This is a genomic window from Barnesiella sp. ET7, from assembly GCF_024733785.1.
Taxonomy (GTDB): Bacteria; Bacteroidota; Bacteroidia; order Bacteroidales; family Barnesiellaceae; genus Barnesiella; species Barnesiella merdigallinarum.
Genome location: NZ_JANRHM010000014.1, coordinates 1 through 16,610 on the forward strand (window position 1 = coordinate 1; position 16,610 = coordinate 16,610).

A 16,610-nucleotide genomic window follows, 5' to 3' on the forward strand; every position below is an offset into this window, starting at 1 on the left:
TATTCTTTTTATCTTTAGCTAAGATACAAATTTTATATTACATTGGTAATCAATTCATTATAAAGTTTTATTCTTTTTACGACAGTCCCTACTTATCTAAAATTTCAGATATCGGCATTGTTGACCACCCTTGCGGGATTTCTCTTCCCAACCGTTCATTATATACCATTACCTCACCACTTGATTTATATGGTTTGCCTTCTTCATTTGGAAAATCAAATTGCACAAACCAGTAATCATAAAGTTGCTTCGCCATCGCTTCTAAATTCTGATTTATCCGACGATTGATGGTTATTTTCTTCTCTAAATCTTGTAAAACAGCAACAATTTTGTTTTGAGTACTTTCGCTAACATCATCAATTGGTATAGCAGCAAAAGCTGCATCCAATTGAAGGTTTTTTAGACCAGATGTTTTACCCTCGAAATTAAAAAACAATCCGAGATTATAGATGAATTGGAAATAATAATAGACATATAGTGGATTCCAACCTTTCTTTACTCTAAAAGCGGTACAAAAATTAGAACAAACAACAGGTCCGACACTATCAAGTAATTCCTGTGATACAAAAGACACACGTCCAGTAGATTGAGTTGGACTGCCTCCGGACTTTTCAATTATAATATCGCCAACATGAAGGCATTTTTTTGAATATGATTGTCGGCTGATATAACGGATTGGGATTGCAGAAAAATTATATTCGGATATAGGAATAATATCAGCTCCCCGCACACAAGTTACCGCACAAGGCATCTCATTAGAGCAAGTTCCCTCGCCCCAATCACCAGCTATAAATTGATCTATAATATCTTTTATCTTCATTTACATCCCAAATTAGGATGCAAATTTACGCATTTTCAGATAGAATCCGACACGATTACCTATCCTAAGTATTTCTTATGACCCAACTTTACATTGTTTTGGTTTACAATGGCATAGTGCAGAGTCGTATCAATACGCACATGGCCCAATAAGCGTTGAACTTGTTCAATAGGCATACCTTTGTCAATAGCCATTGTCGCAAGGGTTCGGCGAAATTTATGAGGATGTACCTTTGGCATAGAAAGAGATTGCCCTAACTTTCTGACACGCATTTCCACACCGCTGATAGTAAGACGTGTATGAGGCGAATGCAGTGAAACAAATAGTGCCGGTGTATTATCTGTACGCTCATTAAGATATTGTTGTAGGTGTAATTTTGTCCTGGCATTGAAATAAACGATACGTTCCTTGTTGCCTTTTCCAAATACTACGCATTGCCGCTCATGAAAATCTATATCTTCACGGTTCAGTTTCACCAATTCACCTACACGGATACCTGTGGATGATAGGATGTCTATAATAGCTAAATCTCTTTTGTTGGTACAACTGTCCCGAAGTTGTTCCAACTGTTCATCAGAAAGTACCTCTTTTACAAGAGAGTCTGTTTTTACTTTATGAATCCGCCTTACAGGACTCTTTGCAATATAGTCTTCATCCTCCAACCATGCAAAGAAACTTGAAAAGATACGCCGCATATTGTCAATAGTTACTTTACTGGACAAATGCTCTTCTTGATAATTGGACAGATAGGTACGAATATCTGCCGTAGTTATATGACAAATTGCTACAGACAGTGCATGCAGCAATCGTTCAATGGTATTACGATAGTATGCCAATGTTTTGTCAGAGCATCCTTCTATCTTCTTTGCTGATATAAAAGAGTTTAGAAGATGCTCATTTTCTTGTGCTTGTTGTTTGGCACATTCTTTCTTTTCGATTATTTCCACATTATGCAGTTCTGATGCAAGTACCGCTTTAAGCTGTACCATTTGTCGGCAATCCAAGTTACGCTGCATTTTCGCAACTATCGCCTGAATGATGTTCTCTTTCATAATTCTGATATTTTAGTCCATATATAATATAAAGGACTGCTAAATCAGAATTTACCGATACTTGACCATTCATTAAAAGCGGTAATAGGTCGTCACGCTGCTTAGTAAGATGCATTATTTCCTGCGTGTTTTTCTTTATCTGCTTCATTATTGGACTAGCTTTATCACAGAATAAAGAGATAATTTCCTTATTTGCGACACACAACATTGTATTTTCTATATCAGAAGCAATAATTGACTTGAAAACAGACCCGCTTCCTTTTGCTTTAAGACTTTCAATTAATTGAATAGTCAAGAAATATAAGTATTCATACTCTTTGTTTTTTGATTTAAGTGCGTAGCAAGACTGGTTCATTGCCATTGGAGTTCCTACTATAACTAATTTACCTATAGATCCTCTTGCAGTTATGATAATAGTGTTCTCTTCAAATAAAGAAGAGGAACAGTGTTGCAACCCGCTTTCTGTAATCTTATCTGCTGTTTGTAATTGGAACATTGAGCCATTGTAATCAGTTGGACCAAAGAAAGGAATATGTCCGTAATTCCAATATTCATTAATCCGTTTACTAGGTGTTCCACCACTTAAAATATCAGCAATCAAACATACGTTATCAGAATGCCAGTTCTCTGGTATCTCACGTTTCAACTTCTCGTTCCAAACCATCCTACCGCCACTTGACTTATATGGTTTTCCATTTTCATCAGGAAAGTCAAACTGAACAAACCAGTAATCGTAAAGTTGCTTCGCCATCGCCTCTAAATTCTGATTTATCGGTTTGTATTAACTTAATCATTAGGACAACCACAAGAATTTGCAGCTATCCTAATGATTTATTTTGGAGTTACCTGCGTATAGTTTTTCTTTGAGAATTACGGGCAACTTGCACTGCGTGCATCAGGCACCTCCGTTTATATGCCTCTTCCTCTTCATCCGGCCTGCGTCCATCCCAACGAAGGTCTGAGTCGGAATTACCACCACCGCCTCCGGAAGAAACTGGTATCGGTTGCCCACTAATGAGCGCATCAGCTACTGCAAAAATCATATTGCGAACTGAAGGTATAGCCAGCTGGCCGAGCAATGTATTCAGCTCTGACTCCATATTTTCGTTTGTGTCTGAAAGAATTTTATTCTCCCGTCTCAACTGATACAGTTCTCCGTAATCTGCCAGGACATTGCGTTGGGCGGCTTCGACCTGTCGGGCTGCATCATTTCTGTATAGAGATTCTATCTTGCGGACAATCTCGGTGAACTGCTTGGAGATAGACCGATTCTGACGCTCAATCCATTTGTCCGTACCGAACAATGGTACTTTCTCTGTAATTTGCGGTGGCGTGAAATCAACCTTGTGGTTGCGAAATGGCTGTATAACAGAACGGGCTTTCGCCGCATCCTTTGTCAATTGTTCCAATTCATGTTCCTTTGCATGGAGTTTATTGGATTTGTCTTCAAGTTTTTCCTGATACTCGGTAATGAGTTTCTGTATGTCCGCCTTCTGCTCTTCATACCTGTCAAGAGTTATCTTGCCGGATGCGAGTGCTTCATCTATTTCTTTAAGCCGATTCCTGTCGGCAAGCATTTCCCGTTCAAGTTTTCGTATCATTGTCTGCAGTCCCTTGACTGCTTTCTCTGCTTGTTTCGCATCTTTGGACTGTTTTCGGATATAATCGCGTTTACTAAGATGGCTAACGTTCCGGCCTTCAATACTATCACCACGTTCCAGTCCGTACTTACTACCTACCTCTTCATAAAGTGAAGTATGCATTTCCCGAAGAATATGGCCATACTCATAACGGCTCTTACCGAACTTAGCCGACCACATGACGCATTCGCGTCCGCTTTTGGCTCGTTGGCCTACAGGAACGATCAAGGCATGGATATGCGGGCTGCTCTCATCAAGATGAACCTGGAAGCCGATGATATTTTTCTGTCCGTACCGTTTGGCGCACCAGTCATAGACATCTTTTGCCCACTGTTCGATTTCCGGACATCGCTGGAGATGGCTGTTATCTGCACCCTTGTCCAGATTTACGGTTTGGGTTCCAAATGCCATCTCAAGTGTACGGTCATGATTGCCTCCGAAGATAAATTTCGCACAACAGTTTGGTTGAATTTTGCTGTCCGGCTTGAAAGGTTTCCAGCCCAGCTCAGTCAACCGTTCCTTCAAACGGACCTCAAGCGATTTCTCTTGATATCCCAACGGATGAACTTTCCCATCGGGCCCAATCTCGAAATTCAGTTTCATTCGGGTCTTGTCATAGTGATTGGTCGGATCTTGATTCTTTCTGTCAATCTTGTCGTCATTCCAATGTCTTTCGTTTTCATTCGCCTCTGCTGTGCCGAATGACTTCCCGGCTTCAACATGCATGGCCTGTTTAATATCTGTATTCATATATGGTATTCTTTTGATAAATGATTAATATTTGAGCTTGCTCTTGTGCCAGTCCGCTCTGCGGGACAATGACCGGATTTTATTGCCGTCAGGCAAAAAGTCCTTATTGTGTTAAGGACTTTCTATAAATCCTCGGAACAAGTTCCTTTACTATTCAATAAGTTCCAGATCCAGTTCATCAATGAGCAACTGCAATGCTGGATTACGTTGTATCATCTGCTGGAGCAGCTGGCGTTGTGTTGGGACGGTCAGAAAGAAGTCCGCTATGTCCAGACCACGGCTGCGCTGTTCGGCAGTGGCCAGGCGTTCCAGCATATCGGATACAACCGCCCGTTTGCAGATGTCGGCCAGCAGGGCGGATTTCTCCCGCCATCGCTCCGTCGCCCCCAGATCGGGAATGAGAGTTACCTCCCTGTCCCGAAGAACGCACATTGCCTCCTGGTTGAAGCAGCCATTCTTCCCGCCCGTTGCCAGCCAGATGTAATCCGGCATGAAGTGGCACATGACAACGGCGGTCTTCTCGCTCTCGACCAGCATCACCGGTGCCGAGGTGGAGCGGTTCAACAGGTATTCGCCGAAGAGACATTGCCGGAGATGGAAGTCCGGCAGACGCAACTCCGAATGGACCCAACTGACATACGCCCGTGGCTCCTTTATCCGATGCCCGGTAGCGGGATCGTACTGCATGATTTTCCCGGTCCGTACCTGTCCCTGCCGGTCCGTCTGCCAGAAGATGGTCGCGCCGCCCCATTTGGACGAGGTGCCGATGCGGTACAACTGGAACAGACGCAGGGTCTCTTCCTCGCCGAATGTCTGGCAGAGGTAGCGATACAAGGGATTGATCTCATAGTGCGACAGGCTCCGCCCGACCACATCGGCTGAGATAAAAGAGGGAACGGGATGGGGCGTTTCACACTCGGCAACACTTGGCAAGATGCGACGATCGGCTCTGCCGCCGTCCGGTTGAGACTGCACATCGGGATTGTCCCGGAAATACTCCCGCGGCGTATAATGATACCCGCAGGAGTTTTCATGGTCGCATTTGCCCACCGTGTCCGGAAACCGGATGATGCCTTCTTCATCGACATAGCGGACGAAGCAGCGGCTTTTACCGCAGTTGGGACAACTGATCTTGCTCCCGTAACGGTATTTCTGGAGATGGAATCTGTACTCACTCATGGCCGCGCGGATTTTCATCGTTTGCACACTGCACTTTTGCACTTTGACCCCCGGCCCCGCCCGTTTCGCCGTCCGAAAGTGCAATAGTGCAAGGTGCAGCCGGTTTGCTCGGACAGAGTTTGCGATACGTCCCGTGGTCGATCTTCTCCAGGAGGGGATTCGGCTGGCTGCACAACTGTTTCAGCGCATAATAGACCGAGCGCCTCGACAGCTCGACCCGCTTGCCCGCGACGATCGCATCGCCGGCCGTGAAGGTATTGCCCAGCAGCGACAGCCACGCCTCTTTGGACTCGCCGATATTGCTTGCGACAATCAGCTCCTGAATCCTCCGATAGGTCTCCTCATAATAGCCGATCATCCGAATGGCCGCCTGTACGGATTCGAGGTCTACGCATTGCATACCGTCTCCGTCCGTCGCCCATTTCAACACCTGGAACACCAGCGAGAGCCGGGCGGCATTGCCGTTGAGTTTCATCTTGCGGCTCTCCACCTCCGCATCGTCTTCGATGGCGTTCACCTCCTCGATGATGCCGTTGTACCAGTTGTAGAAATACTCCTCCGCGTCGTCGGCCATATTCAGCACAGCACCCGCCGGATACGGGAGGCTCACGATCCTGTCCAGCACCTCCCGCCACTGTCCGACCATATCCGGCCGGGTAATGGCGCCGTCGTCACGCTTCCAGCCCGAAATCCTCCGGTCTTTCGGATAGACGAACAGAAAGCGGTCGAGCAGTCCGTTTGCCATGTATTCGGCCCGGAAGATCTCCGGCAGCAGATTGGTCTGCACCGAACCGATGATGTTGATGCACGGATTCCTGATAAGGATGGGCCGGGCTTCCGACTTGCGGATCACCTTCAACGGCTGGCCGCTGTAGGCCGTCAGCAGGTCTTCGATGAGGTTGTTCCGGTTGTTGTACCGTTTCACGGAGTTGAACAGCGCCCGAATCTCATCGACCACCAGCGCAATGCCGCGCGGGTTGTGCTGGTGGGTGCTCATCATCGCCTCGGGCGTGAAGTCCGAGATGACGGTCGTTACCAGCTGCGGCTTCCGAAGCAGCGTACACTCCTCCGCCTCACCGCCGCGTCGGGTTCCGGACGAGGCAAGCGCCTTTTCATAGGCGTTCCACTCCTCGTTGTACTTCTCGTACATCCGGTCGTCGTGCTCACGGATCGGTTTGTAAAGGAAACCCAGCGGCGGTGTCTTGCCGAGCCCCGGCCTGCCGACCAGCATCATGTAGATGGAGGGGCTGGTCTTCCATTCTCCCTTTATTCGGATACGGCAGGAGTTCCCGATGGCCGTGGCCACCGCCGACAGCAGGATCGAGGCCGTATATTCTACATTGAAGTTCTCGTAACGGGCCAAATTCAGAATCAGTTCCTGAATCCTCGCCGGAAAGACCTCCAGCGGCAGGCCCGTTTCGGGAATACGCTCCACCTCCGAGCGGAGCATATTGGTCAGTTGCAGCCGGTCATACATGGGAACCTCCTTCCTGATTGGACGGCATGATGCCGGAGGCAAACGCCTCGTAGTGGAAACGGCGCAGGAAGCGGTCGACATCCGCCTGCGTGTACCAGTATTTGTCGCCTTCGCGCGAGTAGCCGAGATAGCCGTTGTCGCACAGCTTTTTCAGATACTTCTCCTTGATGTGCAGTTTCTCCATCAAGGACTTGTTGTCATAGAGACAGTGCCCGCCTTCCTGTGTCGGAGGCGGCAGTTTCTCCTGTCTCTCCACTATGCTGAGGATCTTTTCAAGCAGTTCCCGGTCGCATAGCTTCTCTACATTCGTGTTCTTTGCCATATATATCTCAGATTATGGCCGAACCGTCCTGATGCACACTCAGACCTTCAGCCCGGTTATGCGACATGGTGCGATTGTGCACATCGCGCCAAAGTCACGGCACGAATGTATAAAGGAGTTGCAACTTCGTGAGTTACAATATATTATCCGATGTTATGACGGGTGTTATGGAAAGTTATGATTCTGCCATAACGTGGTGTGTAACCGACTGATTACAAGCGATAACGAGAGGAAAATAAAAATCAAAAAAATCGAAGATTGCCAGATTGGACAGCACGAAATACAAGACAAGCCGGATGCAAGACTTGCCATGCCCGAAGGTCATGCCCCTCGTTTTTTGTCAATCCTGAAATAACTTGTCGATTTCTCCGGCATTGGTAGGGACGGGCATATCCCTTCGGTTCTGCCGGGACTGTCCGATACCGGTCTGTTCAAACAGAGCGTTAAGCTCGGCATCGGGGAAGAGCCCGTTGCCGAATTCCCAGAAAGTCTTCTGTTCGTATTTGGAATATTCAGGAAAATCGCCGCAATATATTCGGCCACACATATAGGCAAGAAGAGCCTTTGTGCCTTTCCAACTGTAATGGGAACCGACCTCCTCCATATATCCTTCCTCAATGGCTTTGGCAAAGACCTTTCGTGCCAATTCCGTATCAAGGCGAGAGGGTAAAGTCACTTTGTTGTGTTCAGAATCTGGAACTCCTTGTGCAGGCTCAGTCCCAACTGCCGCAATGTTTTTTCCCTTAGCCCGCTTCTTCTGATATAAGTCCTCGGCTGCGTATATCAGCGTAATTGCACATCCTATGGCAGTACAGACTCCTACAATAACAGCCTTACCGGTTTCTGTTCCCCTAGATGGACGGAGTATTCCCAAACCAAGGAGGATAAGGACGCTTATAATGGTGGTGAGCCCTACACCCCAGAATACTTTACGGCTATTTAGTTTGTATTTGTAGGTTACAACCAGTACAATAAAGAATCCGGCAATTAGGATGCATGCAACTCGGAATGGTAGTGATATCATATTTCTTTATCTTTTCATGGTGATTATATAGTCAGGCTTGTCAATTCTCCGTTGAGCTTGGCCACCTCTGCCGATAGCGTTTCCGGCAGGAATTTGGCATAGACCTTTTCGGTTACATCCGTACTGCTGTGTCCGAGCAGTCTGCTCACAACGGACATGGACAACCCTTTATTCAAGGCGAAAACCGCGAACGAATGCCGGGCACAATGCATTGACAGACTGAACGGAAGTCCGACCTGTTCGCCGACTACAGCCAGCGACTGATTGATGCATTTTGTGGCATTGTTGCGGGCCTTGTACAGCGCCTCCGCATCGTCGAGATCCAAATCCTCCTTCACCAGGTTGAACACATACCGGCATCCGGCACGCTTCTCCTGCCACCAGTGAAGAATATTCAAGGCAGGTTCTGTAAGAGGAATTACATGACGCTTGTTCGTCTTGATCATGATCTTCCGCAACTCCTTTCGGGTAAAATCGATATGCTTCCATTGCAGGGTCATTACATCCACCACACGGAGTCCGCAGGCATGGAAGGCAAAGAAGAACATTTCCAAAAACTCCTTACGGCGCGGTTCGGTGCAGGCATGGTAATATTCCAGTAACGCGGATATCTGTTCCTTTGAAAGGTACTTGCCATCAAACTCGTTGTCTTCGTCCGAAAGAGATATCTTTGAGGCGATACGCATATCCTGAATCCTCGCATTGACGGCATGGTCTATCATCTTCATTTCGGAAGCATAGGCACACGCCTTCAGAATCGGAGTCAAAGCATGGTTGATTGTTGCATCGCTATTCTGTTTTATCTCGCGGCGCCACCTGGTGTATTCGTCAATCAGTTCAACCGATATTTCACCTAAATAGATACTGTCCGGCTTATAGGTACCGTTCTTTGTTGCACGGAGAAAGATACGGAAAATATTCATGCCGCTCTTGCCGTTCTCATAGCGGCTACGTCCGATTCGGTTTCTCGAATAATCGGATTCAAGCCTTTCCTGAACAAACTCGATAAAATCCTTTCCTTTGTCCTCCCGTGTGAGCGGTTTGTCGGCCAAAAGATCTGATATTACCTGCTCCGTAATCTGGTTTGGATGTTTCTGCTGAAACTCGGCCAAAAGGCTGTCAATCTTATCTACCCTGGCAAGCAACAGACTGTTGATACGGTTGGCTTCCGGGCCATAGCTCGCCCTGACTCCGCCACGTCCCTTGTTGGCTTTCTCGTTCCAGTCTCCCAACCGGACAAAAATATTCATACCCTTGCGTATCACCTGCCGGTTCCAGGTGTATTCAAGCTGGACAAGATACTGTTTGGCAGGATCAATCTCACCCCTGACATGCAGGCGGTAGCGTCCCAATGGATATAGTCGTTTAGGTCTTCCCATAGTGGAGGATATTTGAATTGGAAATACAGCTTGCGGCAATACTCACAAACCTCTGTAAAGGTAATGAATTTTGTCCAAACAAATCCCGATTTTTCCTCCCGAAAAACGTATTTTGTCCAAATAAACCGCACCATTTGAGGCGGTCAGGCACTGTTGTTCAAACAAATTAAATCCCCGCCAATCTCATTGATTGACAGGGATTTAATAGTTGTTTCTGTGCTTAAAATTGCACTAATATTCTTCCTCGTTGAAGAAGAAGTCTTCTTTGCTGGGGTAGTCGGGCCAAATATCTTCGATACATTCATAGGTCTCCCCTTCGTCTTCCATCTCCTGCAAGTTTTCGATAACTTCAAGAGGTGCCCCGGAACGCATAGCGTAGTCGATCAACTCCTCTTTTGTTGCAGGCCAAGGTGCGTCTTCGAGTTTCGATGCTAATTCCAATGTCCAGTACATAGTGTTAAATTTTTAACTTGTTGATATGTCTTTCTATAAAATGTTCGCAAAAATAGCTCATTTATTTTCATTAGCAATCTTTATCCCAGAAAATTTCGTCCTGTTTTTTGACATAATTGTTAAATCGCGCTAAAACGAAGAAGTAGTCGGAGAGGCGATTGACAAATTTCATGATGTTTTCGTCGACCAGAACCTCTTGGGCAACCTGGCAGATGCGGCGTTCGGCCCGGCGGCATACGGTGCGGCACACGTGGGCTTGAGCGGCGGCGGCTGTTCCGCCGGGCAGTAGGAAGGCGTGGAGCGGCGGAACGGTGGCATCGAGGGTGTCGATGCGGTTTTCGATACGTTCGATGTCGGCGGGGTGCAGCCGGCTGGCATCGCGCAGTTGGGTGAACGAGGTATCGGTGGCCAGGTAGGAGCCTACGACAAAGAGTTTGTTCTGTATGAAGAGGAGCAGGGCGTCGTCGTCGGGGTCGTTGCCCATCTGGCGCAGCAGGCCGATGTGGGCGTTGAGTTCGTCGATGGTGCCGTAGGCTTCGAGCCGCGGGTCGTTTTTCGAGATGCGCAGTCCGCCCACCAGCGAGGTGGTTCCTTTGTCGCCGGTGAGGGTGTAGAGGTTGCTTTTTTTCATATCGCTGTCAGTTTGGGTTATTAACGGTTTTGTTGCTCCAGTAGTTCGCAGCAGACGCGGGCGTCGGGCACGACCTGGTAGAGGTCGGGGCGGTCGTATCGCAGGAAGCCTTGCCGGCGCAGCAGGTCGAGCTGTTGCACGAGGGGTTCGAATATGCCCTGTGTGTTGCAGATGACGATGGGCTTGTCGTGGTGACCGAGCATCTTGGTGGTGATGGCATCGAAGAGTTCGTCGATGGTGCCGATGCCGCCGGGCAGAGCCACGATGATGTCGCCCTGCTCGATGAGGCGCCGCTTGCGGTCGCCCATGTCGTCGGTGGTGATGAGCTCGGTAGGTTGCTGGCTCGACCGTCCCAGGTGGGCGATGTGGCTGGTGATGATGCCCAGCACGGGGCTGCCGTTGTTGCGGGCGCACCGGGCCACAATCTCCATGAGTCCGCCATTGGCCCCGCCGTAGACCAGCCGGTAGCCGTGGGTCCCTATCCATTGGCCCAGCACCTCGGCCTCGTGCTTGTAGTCGGGGGCGATGGCATCGGAGGCCGAGCAAAATACGGTAATGCTTTGCATAGTGTCGTTTGTTTTTTCAAAGATAGTGAAAGGTGAGCGCAGAGGCAAATGAAAACCATGTTTTCAAATTTGACTATGCCGAACTGCATCCTATCTTATCCAAAGATAGTGAAAGGTGGCTATCGAGACAAATAGAAAATGAAATTTTCGATATATGGCCTCTTGTTCTATGAACGAGAGTAAGAGGCGAGATTATAAATTGCGCTATAAGGTGTGGGGAAAATCCAGGATTTGCATATATTTGCCACAGATGATTCCAGAACGAGTTGGATATAATGGTTATGAGATTGAGCCGGTATTTGACGCTTTTATTTGTTTCCGTATGGTGCTGTGGACCTGCAGGGGTGTATGCGCAAGACGAGGCTTCGGCTTTTACGGCCGATTTGTACGGGGGGCTGTACCTGAATAATGAACCGGCCTGGCAATTGGAGCCTTCCGTCAGCTGGCTTTTCCATAAGTATCTGGGCGTGTCACTTGGACTGGAATTGACCAGCCAATACAATCAACCGAGCCGTCAGACTGTGATTGACGGGCATGAAGCCGAGCTTGCCGACAATGAGCGAAACATCGGATGGCTGATATTGAAGCCGTCGTTGGTCATTAAATCTCCTGCTATCTGGGCGAGTGCGGATAACGACTGTCGTCTTTGGGTTCAGGCCGAGCCGGGGCTCAGTCTGGCGTGTCCGTTCCGAAACTCTTTGACCTATGAAATCAAGCAGTTTTCGGGAGCCGTCAGCCAGACCGTAGATTACCGCACATTTCCCAATAAGGGGCTCCAGTGGTTCTACTGGAATGCCCGGGCCTCGATCAATTTTGCCATTGGTCGTTTTATATTCAGGGGCGGGTATTCTGTCTCGAATCTCGACTATTATTCCGGGCGGAGGAATATTATGCTGGACAACGGGCAGAAGTTCTATGTGCCCAAGAGAGAGTTGAGCCAGAGCATCTTCCTGTCAATCGGTTATGCGTTTCATCACTTTTGAAGGTCGATGATAAATCCCTTCCTACGAACAGTTTCTTGTCTTTCTTATTCAAAAAAGAATACGGAAAGAGGGTTCACCTGTATAGGGGCAGAATAATATCGCCGTTTTTTGTGGAACGGGCGGGAATGTCGTATTTTTGCAGCTCCTAACAGAGGACGGTTTATTTATGGAAGAATATCAGATTTGCACCTTGTCCAACGGCCTGCGGATCATACACCGGCCCACGCAGTCGGCCGTTTCGTATTGCGGCTTTACGGTCAATGCCGGTACCCGCGACGAGGAGGAGGCCTACAACGGGTTGGCCCATTTCGTGGAGCATACGTTGTTCAAGGGTACGACCCACCGGCGTGCGTCGCATATCCTCAACCGCATGGAGGTGGTGGGGGGCGAGCTGAATGCCTACACGGCCAAGGAGGAGACGGTGGTCTACTCGATTTTCCCGGGCGTGCATCTGCCCCGGGCCATGGAGCTGCTGGGCGACCTGGTGGCCAACTCGCAGTTCCCCGAGCGGGAGTTGAACAAGGAGCGAGAGGTGGTGGCCGATGAAATCGATCTCTACCTCGATACCCCTACCGAGCTGATATACGACGAGTTTGAGTCGCTGCTCTTCGAGGGGTGTGCGCTGGGTCGCAACATTCTTGGTTCGGCCGAGTCGCTCAACCGCATGACGTCGGCGGTGGCCCGGCAGTTCCTCACCGACCATTATACCCCCGGCAACATGGTGTTCTTCTCGATGGGGGCTACCCCCTTTGCCCGGGTGAAGGCTCTGGCCGAGCGCTATCTGGGCGGGCTCACCCGTCCCACGGCACCGATGAATCGCCAGTTGCCCCACCCGGTGCCGGCTTTCACGCGCACCATCAACCGGGATACGCACCAGTCGCACGTCATCATCGGGGCCCGGGCCTACGACCTGCACGACCCGCGCCGCCGCGCCCTGCTGCTGTTGAACAATCTGCTGGGCGGCCCCGGCATGAACAGCCTGCTGAATGTGAGCTTGCGCGAGAAGCGGGGCTATGTCTATACGGTAGAGTCGTCGGTGACCTCGTATACCGATACCGGCCTGTTTACTATCTATTTCGGTACCGACCATCACGATACCCGCCGTTGCATCGACCTGGTGCGTCGCGAGTTGAAGCGGTTGCGCGAACAGCGGCTTTCGGCTTCGAAGCTGGCCTCGGCCAAGCGGCAGTTCATCGGGCAGCTCGAGGTATCGACCGACAACTCGGAGAATGTGGCCCTGGCTCTGGGCAAGAGTTTCCTGCGCTACGGCCGGTTCGACTCGCTGGAGGAGGTTGCCCGACGGGTCGAGCAGATTACGGCCGACGACTTGATGGCCGTGGCCAATGAGCTGCTGGCCGAAGAAAGGTTGTCTATGTTAATTTACGAATAGAATAATTGTTAATTTTTATAACTATATAGCGACGAGGCAGATAGTTTTTTGTATATTCGTCTTGTCAATCAGATGCAGACATGAAAATAGGTAATCTCGATTTTGGCCGGTATCCGCTGTTTCTGGCCCCGATGGAAGATGTGACGGACGAGTCGTTCCGCCTCATGTGCAAGGAGTTCGGGGCCGATATGGTCTATACGGAGTTTGTGTCGAGCGATGCGCTGGTGCGCAATATCAACAGCACTACCCGCAAACTGAACATACACGACGAGGAGCGCCCGGTGGCCATCCAGATTTACGGCCGCTTTGTCGATGCGATGGTCGAGGCCGCCCGCATGTGCGAGGAGGCTCACCCCGACGTGCTCGACATCAACTTCGGCTGCCCGGTGAAGAAGGTGGCCGGCAAGGGTGCCGGGGCCGGCATGTTGCGGGATGTACCGCTGATGCTGAAGATTACCCGGGCCGTAGTCGATGCCGTGAAGATACCCGTCACGGTGAAGACCCGTCTGGGGTGGGACCAGGAGTCGCGCATTATTGTCGAGCTGGCCGAGCAGTTGCAGGACTGCGGTATCGCCGCCCTCACCATACACGGGCGCACCCGCAGTCAGATGTATACCGGCGAGGCCGACTGGACGCTCATCGGCGAGGTGAAGAACAACCCCCGCATGCACATTCCCATCATCGGGAATGGCGATGTGACCACTCCGCAGATAGCCAAGGAGAAGTTCGACCGCTACGGGGTCGATGCCGTGATGGTGGGGCGGGCCAGCTTCGGTTGCCCCTGGATTTTCAAGGAGATGAAGCACTATCTGCTCACCGGCGAGGAGCTGCCGCCGCTCACGATTCACGAGAAGATGTCGGCCCTGCGCCGGCAGATGCTCGAGAGTGTGGCCGGGCTCGACGAGCATCGGGGCATCCTGCACATCCGTCGGCATCTGGCCGCCACGCCTCTGTTCAAGGGAATCCCCAACTTCAGGGAGACCCGTATCGCCATGTTGCAGGCCGATACCGTAGAGGCGCTCACGGCTATCCTCGACAAGATAGAATATGAGATATTACCCAACCAAGTTATAAACGAGAAATGAGTATGAAGAAGATAGGGATGTGGGCCGTTTGCCTCCTCTCGGTTGTGGGGATGCAGGCTCAGACGGTAGAGACCTCGGTGAAACAACTCGCGGTCGACGATTTCTACAAGATGAAGGTGTACAACAACTTCGACGTGTCGTACCGGCAGAATGCCGACTCGGCCGGGGTGATTGTGGTCATGGCGGCTACCGACGATATAGAGAATATCGAGTGTGTCTCGAAGAAGGGGCAGCTCACCATCAAATACAAGGGCCCGCGAGACAAGGAGCAGATGCAGGGCTCGATTATCGTCTACTCTACGGCGCTGGAGTATGTCGAGAACAACGGCATAGGTTCGGTGCAGATTACATCGCCCGTTTCGGGGGCAGCCTTCCAGGCCAAGGTGATAGGCAATGGCTTGATTGCCGGGCGTCACATCGATTACGGTATTGTGAAGGCATCGGTGCTGACCGGCAGCGGCAAGGTGGTGCTGGCCGGTAAATGCCGGGAGGCCGAGCTCTCGGTAACCGGCACGGGACAAATCGAGGCCGACGGTCTGGTGGCTCGCGACGTGAGTTGCCGCATTACGGGCAACGGTGTAATCGGGTGTCATGCCCAGAAGAAACTGACAGCCTGGGCTACGGGCAACGGCGAGGTCTATTACCGGGGAACCCCCGAAATCAAGAAGAACTCGCTGGGCGAACTCTCGGTCCGCTCGCTCGAGGGGCTTTAATTTCCTTCGCTCCCCTGGAAGGGGGCTTGTTCCTTTGTGACTTATTTGTATCGGGCGTGGTCGCTGGCTACGGTGGTGAAGGCACTGCCGGCGCCCAGAGCCTGCTGCATGTAATCGGCCGATATGCGGTCGTATTGCGGATTGATGCGGTAGCGGCCGTCGGTGTCGACAAACCCGTATACGGTGCCGGCCTGTACCAGAGCCAACCCGTCGAAGAAGGGGAGGGCTTCGGCAAACTGCCGCTTTATCTTCCACTTGCCGTGGCGGTCGATGTATCCCCATTTCCCTTGCAACTTCACCGGAGCCAGTTCGGCCGAGCCGAAGGCGCGGCTGTCGTCGAAGGCGGGGGCGATAACCTCTTTGCCGCTGGCGTCGCACCAGCCCCATTTCCCCGCCTTTTGGATGCGGAAGAGGGTACCGTCTGAAACCAGGTTTTCACACTCGGTTTGCCAGATGGAGTCGCCCTGCATGCCGATGACCCGGAAGGTGCCGGGCTTTACCTGCACGACAGCCTGTCGGTGAGTCGAGAACGATTCGGCCGTTTCGTACCGGGGGGCTATCGTCTCTACGCCCTGGGCGTCGATGTATCCCCACATTCCCTCCTCGTTCTGGACTGCGGCCAGTCCCTGGGTAAAGGGCTTCACCTGCCGATAGGCGGGTTTGACCACCGTGTTTCCGCTCTTGTCGATAAATCCCCATCGCTCGCCCCGTTTCCCCTTTTGGGCAAAGGCGGCCATCCCCTCGCAGAAGATCATCGCCCGGGAGGCCCGGGTGAGGGTGAGTTGCAGGCGCCCCTTGGTGTCGATGGCACAGGGGGCCTCGTCGGGGCGTACCACCCAGGCGCGGTTCTCGTGGAATATGGTTGCCTCTTTGTAGACGGCCGGGTAGATGAGTTCGCCCGCGTCGTCGATGTACCCCCACTTGTCGTCGGCCCGGTTGCACACCAGCGCCATGTCGTCGTAGAAGAGCGAGGCGTCGGTGTAGGGGCCGGCAAAGCGCAGGTCGTCGTCGCGGTCGATGTAGAGGCAGGAGTCGCCGGCGAAAGCCGGCATGTAGTCGGTTTCGGTGAGGATATACGATTCGTTTCCGCCGCACTGGCTGAACAGAAGCACAAGTGCCGCGGGCAGTAGAGCGCTCGGTTTCATG

The 16,610-nt window shown here is 50.9% G+C and carries 17 protein-coding genes; 4 read left to right on the top strand and 13 right to left on the bottom strand.

Going from position 1 to position 16,610, the window contains the following annotated elements; all coding sequences use genetic code 11:
- Positions 1 to 88: 88 nt before the first annotated feature.
- From NW211_RS09690 to NW211_RS09745, 12 genes are all read right to left on the bottom strand, one after another.
- Complete coding sequence (locus NW211_RS09690; protein ID WP_309249705.1) at positions 89 to 820, bottom strand: restriction endonuclease subunit S; 732 nt, start codon at positions 818 to 820, stop codon at positions 89 to 91.
- A gap of 59 nt (positions 821 to 879) precedes the next feature.
- Positions 880 to 1,872 (bottom strand): site-specific tyrosine recombinase/integron integrase, encoded by a 993-nt coding sequence (xerA, locus tag NW211_RS09695; protein ID WP_258327697.1) that lies wholly within the window; start codon positions 1,870 to 1,872, stop codon positions 880 to 882.
- Positions 1,826 to 2,623, bottom strand: a complete 798-nt coding sequence (locus NW211_RS09700) for a restriction endonuclease subunit S (protein WP_258327698.1) — start codon at positions 2,621 to 2,623, stop codon at positions 1,826 to 1,828. Before NW211_RS09700 ends, xerA begins: the two co-directional genes overlap by 47 nt.
- Before the next feature lie 91 nt (positions 2,624 to 2,714).
- Positions 2,715 to 4,262 (bottom strand): MobV family relaxase, encoded by a 1,548-nt coding sequence (mobV, locus tag NW211_RS09705; RefSeq protein ID WP_258327699.1) that lies wholly within the window; start codon positions 4,260 to 4,262, stop codon positions 2,715 to 2,717.
- 150 nt (positions 4,263 to 4,412) lie between these two features.
- Complete coding sequence (locus tag NW211_RS09710; RefSeq protein WP_258327700.1) at positions 4,413 to 5,441, bottom strand: DUF6371 domain-containing protein; 1,029 nt, start codon at positions 5,439 to 5,441, stop codon at positions 4,413 to 4,415.
- Positions 5,434 to 6,918 (bottom strand): YfjI family protein, encoded by a 1,485-nt coding sequence (locus tag NW211_RS09715; RefSeq protein ID WP_258327701.1) that lies wholly within the window; start codon positions 6,916 to 6,918, stop codon positions 5,434 to 5,436. The genes NW211_RS09710 and NW211_RS09715 overlap by 8 nt, the downstream gene beginning before the upstream one ends.
- Positions 6,911 to 7,240: a helix-turn-helix domain-containing protein gene (locus NW211_RS09720; RefSeq protein ID WP_258327702.1), complete on the bottom strand. Its 330-nt coding sequence runs from the start codon at positions 7,238 to 7,240 to the stop codon at positions 6,911 to 6,913. The genes NW211_RS09715 and NW211_RS09720 overlap by 8 nt, the downstream gene beginning before the upstream one ends.
- Positions 7,241 to 7,580: 340 nt before the next feature.
- On the bottom strand, positions 7,581 to 8,264 hold the full coding sequence (locus NW211_RS09725; protein ID WP_258327703.1) for a hypothetical protein: 684 nt from the start codon (positions 8,262 to 8,264) through the stop codon (positions 7,581 to 7,583).
- A 23-nt stretch (positions 8,265 to 8,287) separates the two neighbouring features.
- Complete coding sequence (locus tag NW211_RS09730) at positions 8,288 to 9,643, bottom strand: site-specific integrase (RefSeq protein ID WP_258327704.1); 1,356 nt, start codon at positions 9,641 to 9,643, stop codon at positions 8,288 to 8,290.
- Positions 9,644 to 9,874: 231 nt separating this feature from the next.
- Positions 9,875 to 10,096 (bottom strand): DUF2795 domain-containing protein, encoded by a 222-nt coding sequence (locus tag NW211_RS09735; RefSeq protein WP_008863178.1) that lies wholly within the window; start codon positions 10,094 to 10,096, stop codon positions 9,875 to 9,877.
- 70 nt (positions 10,097 to 10,166) lie between these two features.
- Positions 10,167 to 10,727: a cob(I)yrinic acid a,c-diamide adenosyltransferase gene (locus NW211_RS09740; protein WP_258327705.1), complete on the bottom strand. Its 561-nt coding sequence runs from the start codon at positions 10,725 to 10,727 to the stop codon at positions 10,167 to 10,169.
- Between the two features lie 20 nt (positions 10,728 to 10,747).
- Positions 10,748 to 11,293, bottom strand: a complete 546-nt coding sequence (locus NW211_RS09745) for a TIGR00730 family Rossman fold protein (protein ID WP_258327706.1) — start codon at positions 11,291 to 11,293, stop codon at positions 10,748 to 10,750.
- 275 nt (positions 11,294 to 11,568) lie between these two features.
- Between NW211_RS09745 and NW211_RS09750 the strand changes: the two genes are divergently transcribed.
- From NW211_RS09750 to NW211_RS09765, 4 genes are all read left to right on the top strand, one after another.
- A complete protein-coding gene (locus tag NW211_RS09750; protein ID WP_258327707.1) occupies positions 11,569 to 12,276 on the top strand; it encodes a hypothetical protein in 708 nt (235 codons plus the stop codon).
- Between the two features lie 166 nt (positions 12,277 to 12,442).
- Complete coding sequence (locus tag NW211_RS09755; protein ID WP_258327708.1) at positions 12,443 to 13,666, top strand: pitrilysin family protein; 1,224 nt, start codon at positions 12,443 to 12,445, stop codon at positions 13,664 to 13,666.
- 80 nt (positions 13,667 to 13,746) lie between these two features.
- Positions 13,747 to 14,751 (top strand): tRNA dihydrouridine synthase DusB, encoded by a 1,005-nt coding sequence (dusB, locus tag NW211_RS09760; protein ID WP_258327709.1) that lies wholly within the window; start codon positions 13,747 to 13,749, stop codon positions 14,749 to 14,751.
- 2 nt (positions 14,752 to 14,753) lie between these two features.
- Complete coding sequence (locus NW211_RS09765; RefSeq protein WP_158096877.1) at positions 14,754 to 15,464, top strand: GIN domain-containing protein; 711 nt, start codon at positions 14,754 to 14,756, stop codon at positions 15,462 to 15,464.
- A 41-nt stretch (positions 15,465 to 15,505) separates the two neighbouring features.
- Here NW211_RS09765 and NW211_RS09770 read toward each other — a convergent pair whose 3' ends face one another.
- On the bottom strand, positions 15,506 to 16,609 hold the full coding sequence (locus NW211_RS09770; protein ID WP_258327710.1) for a WG repeat-containing protein: 1,104 nt from the start codon (positions 16,607 to 16,609) through the stop codon (positions 15,506 to 15,508).
- Position 16,610: the final 1 nt, after the last annotated feature.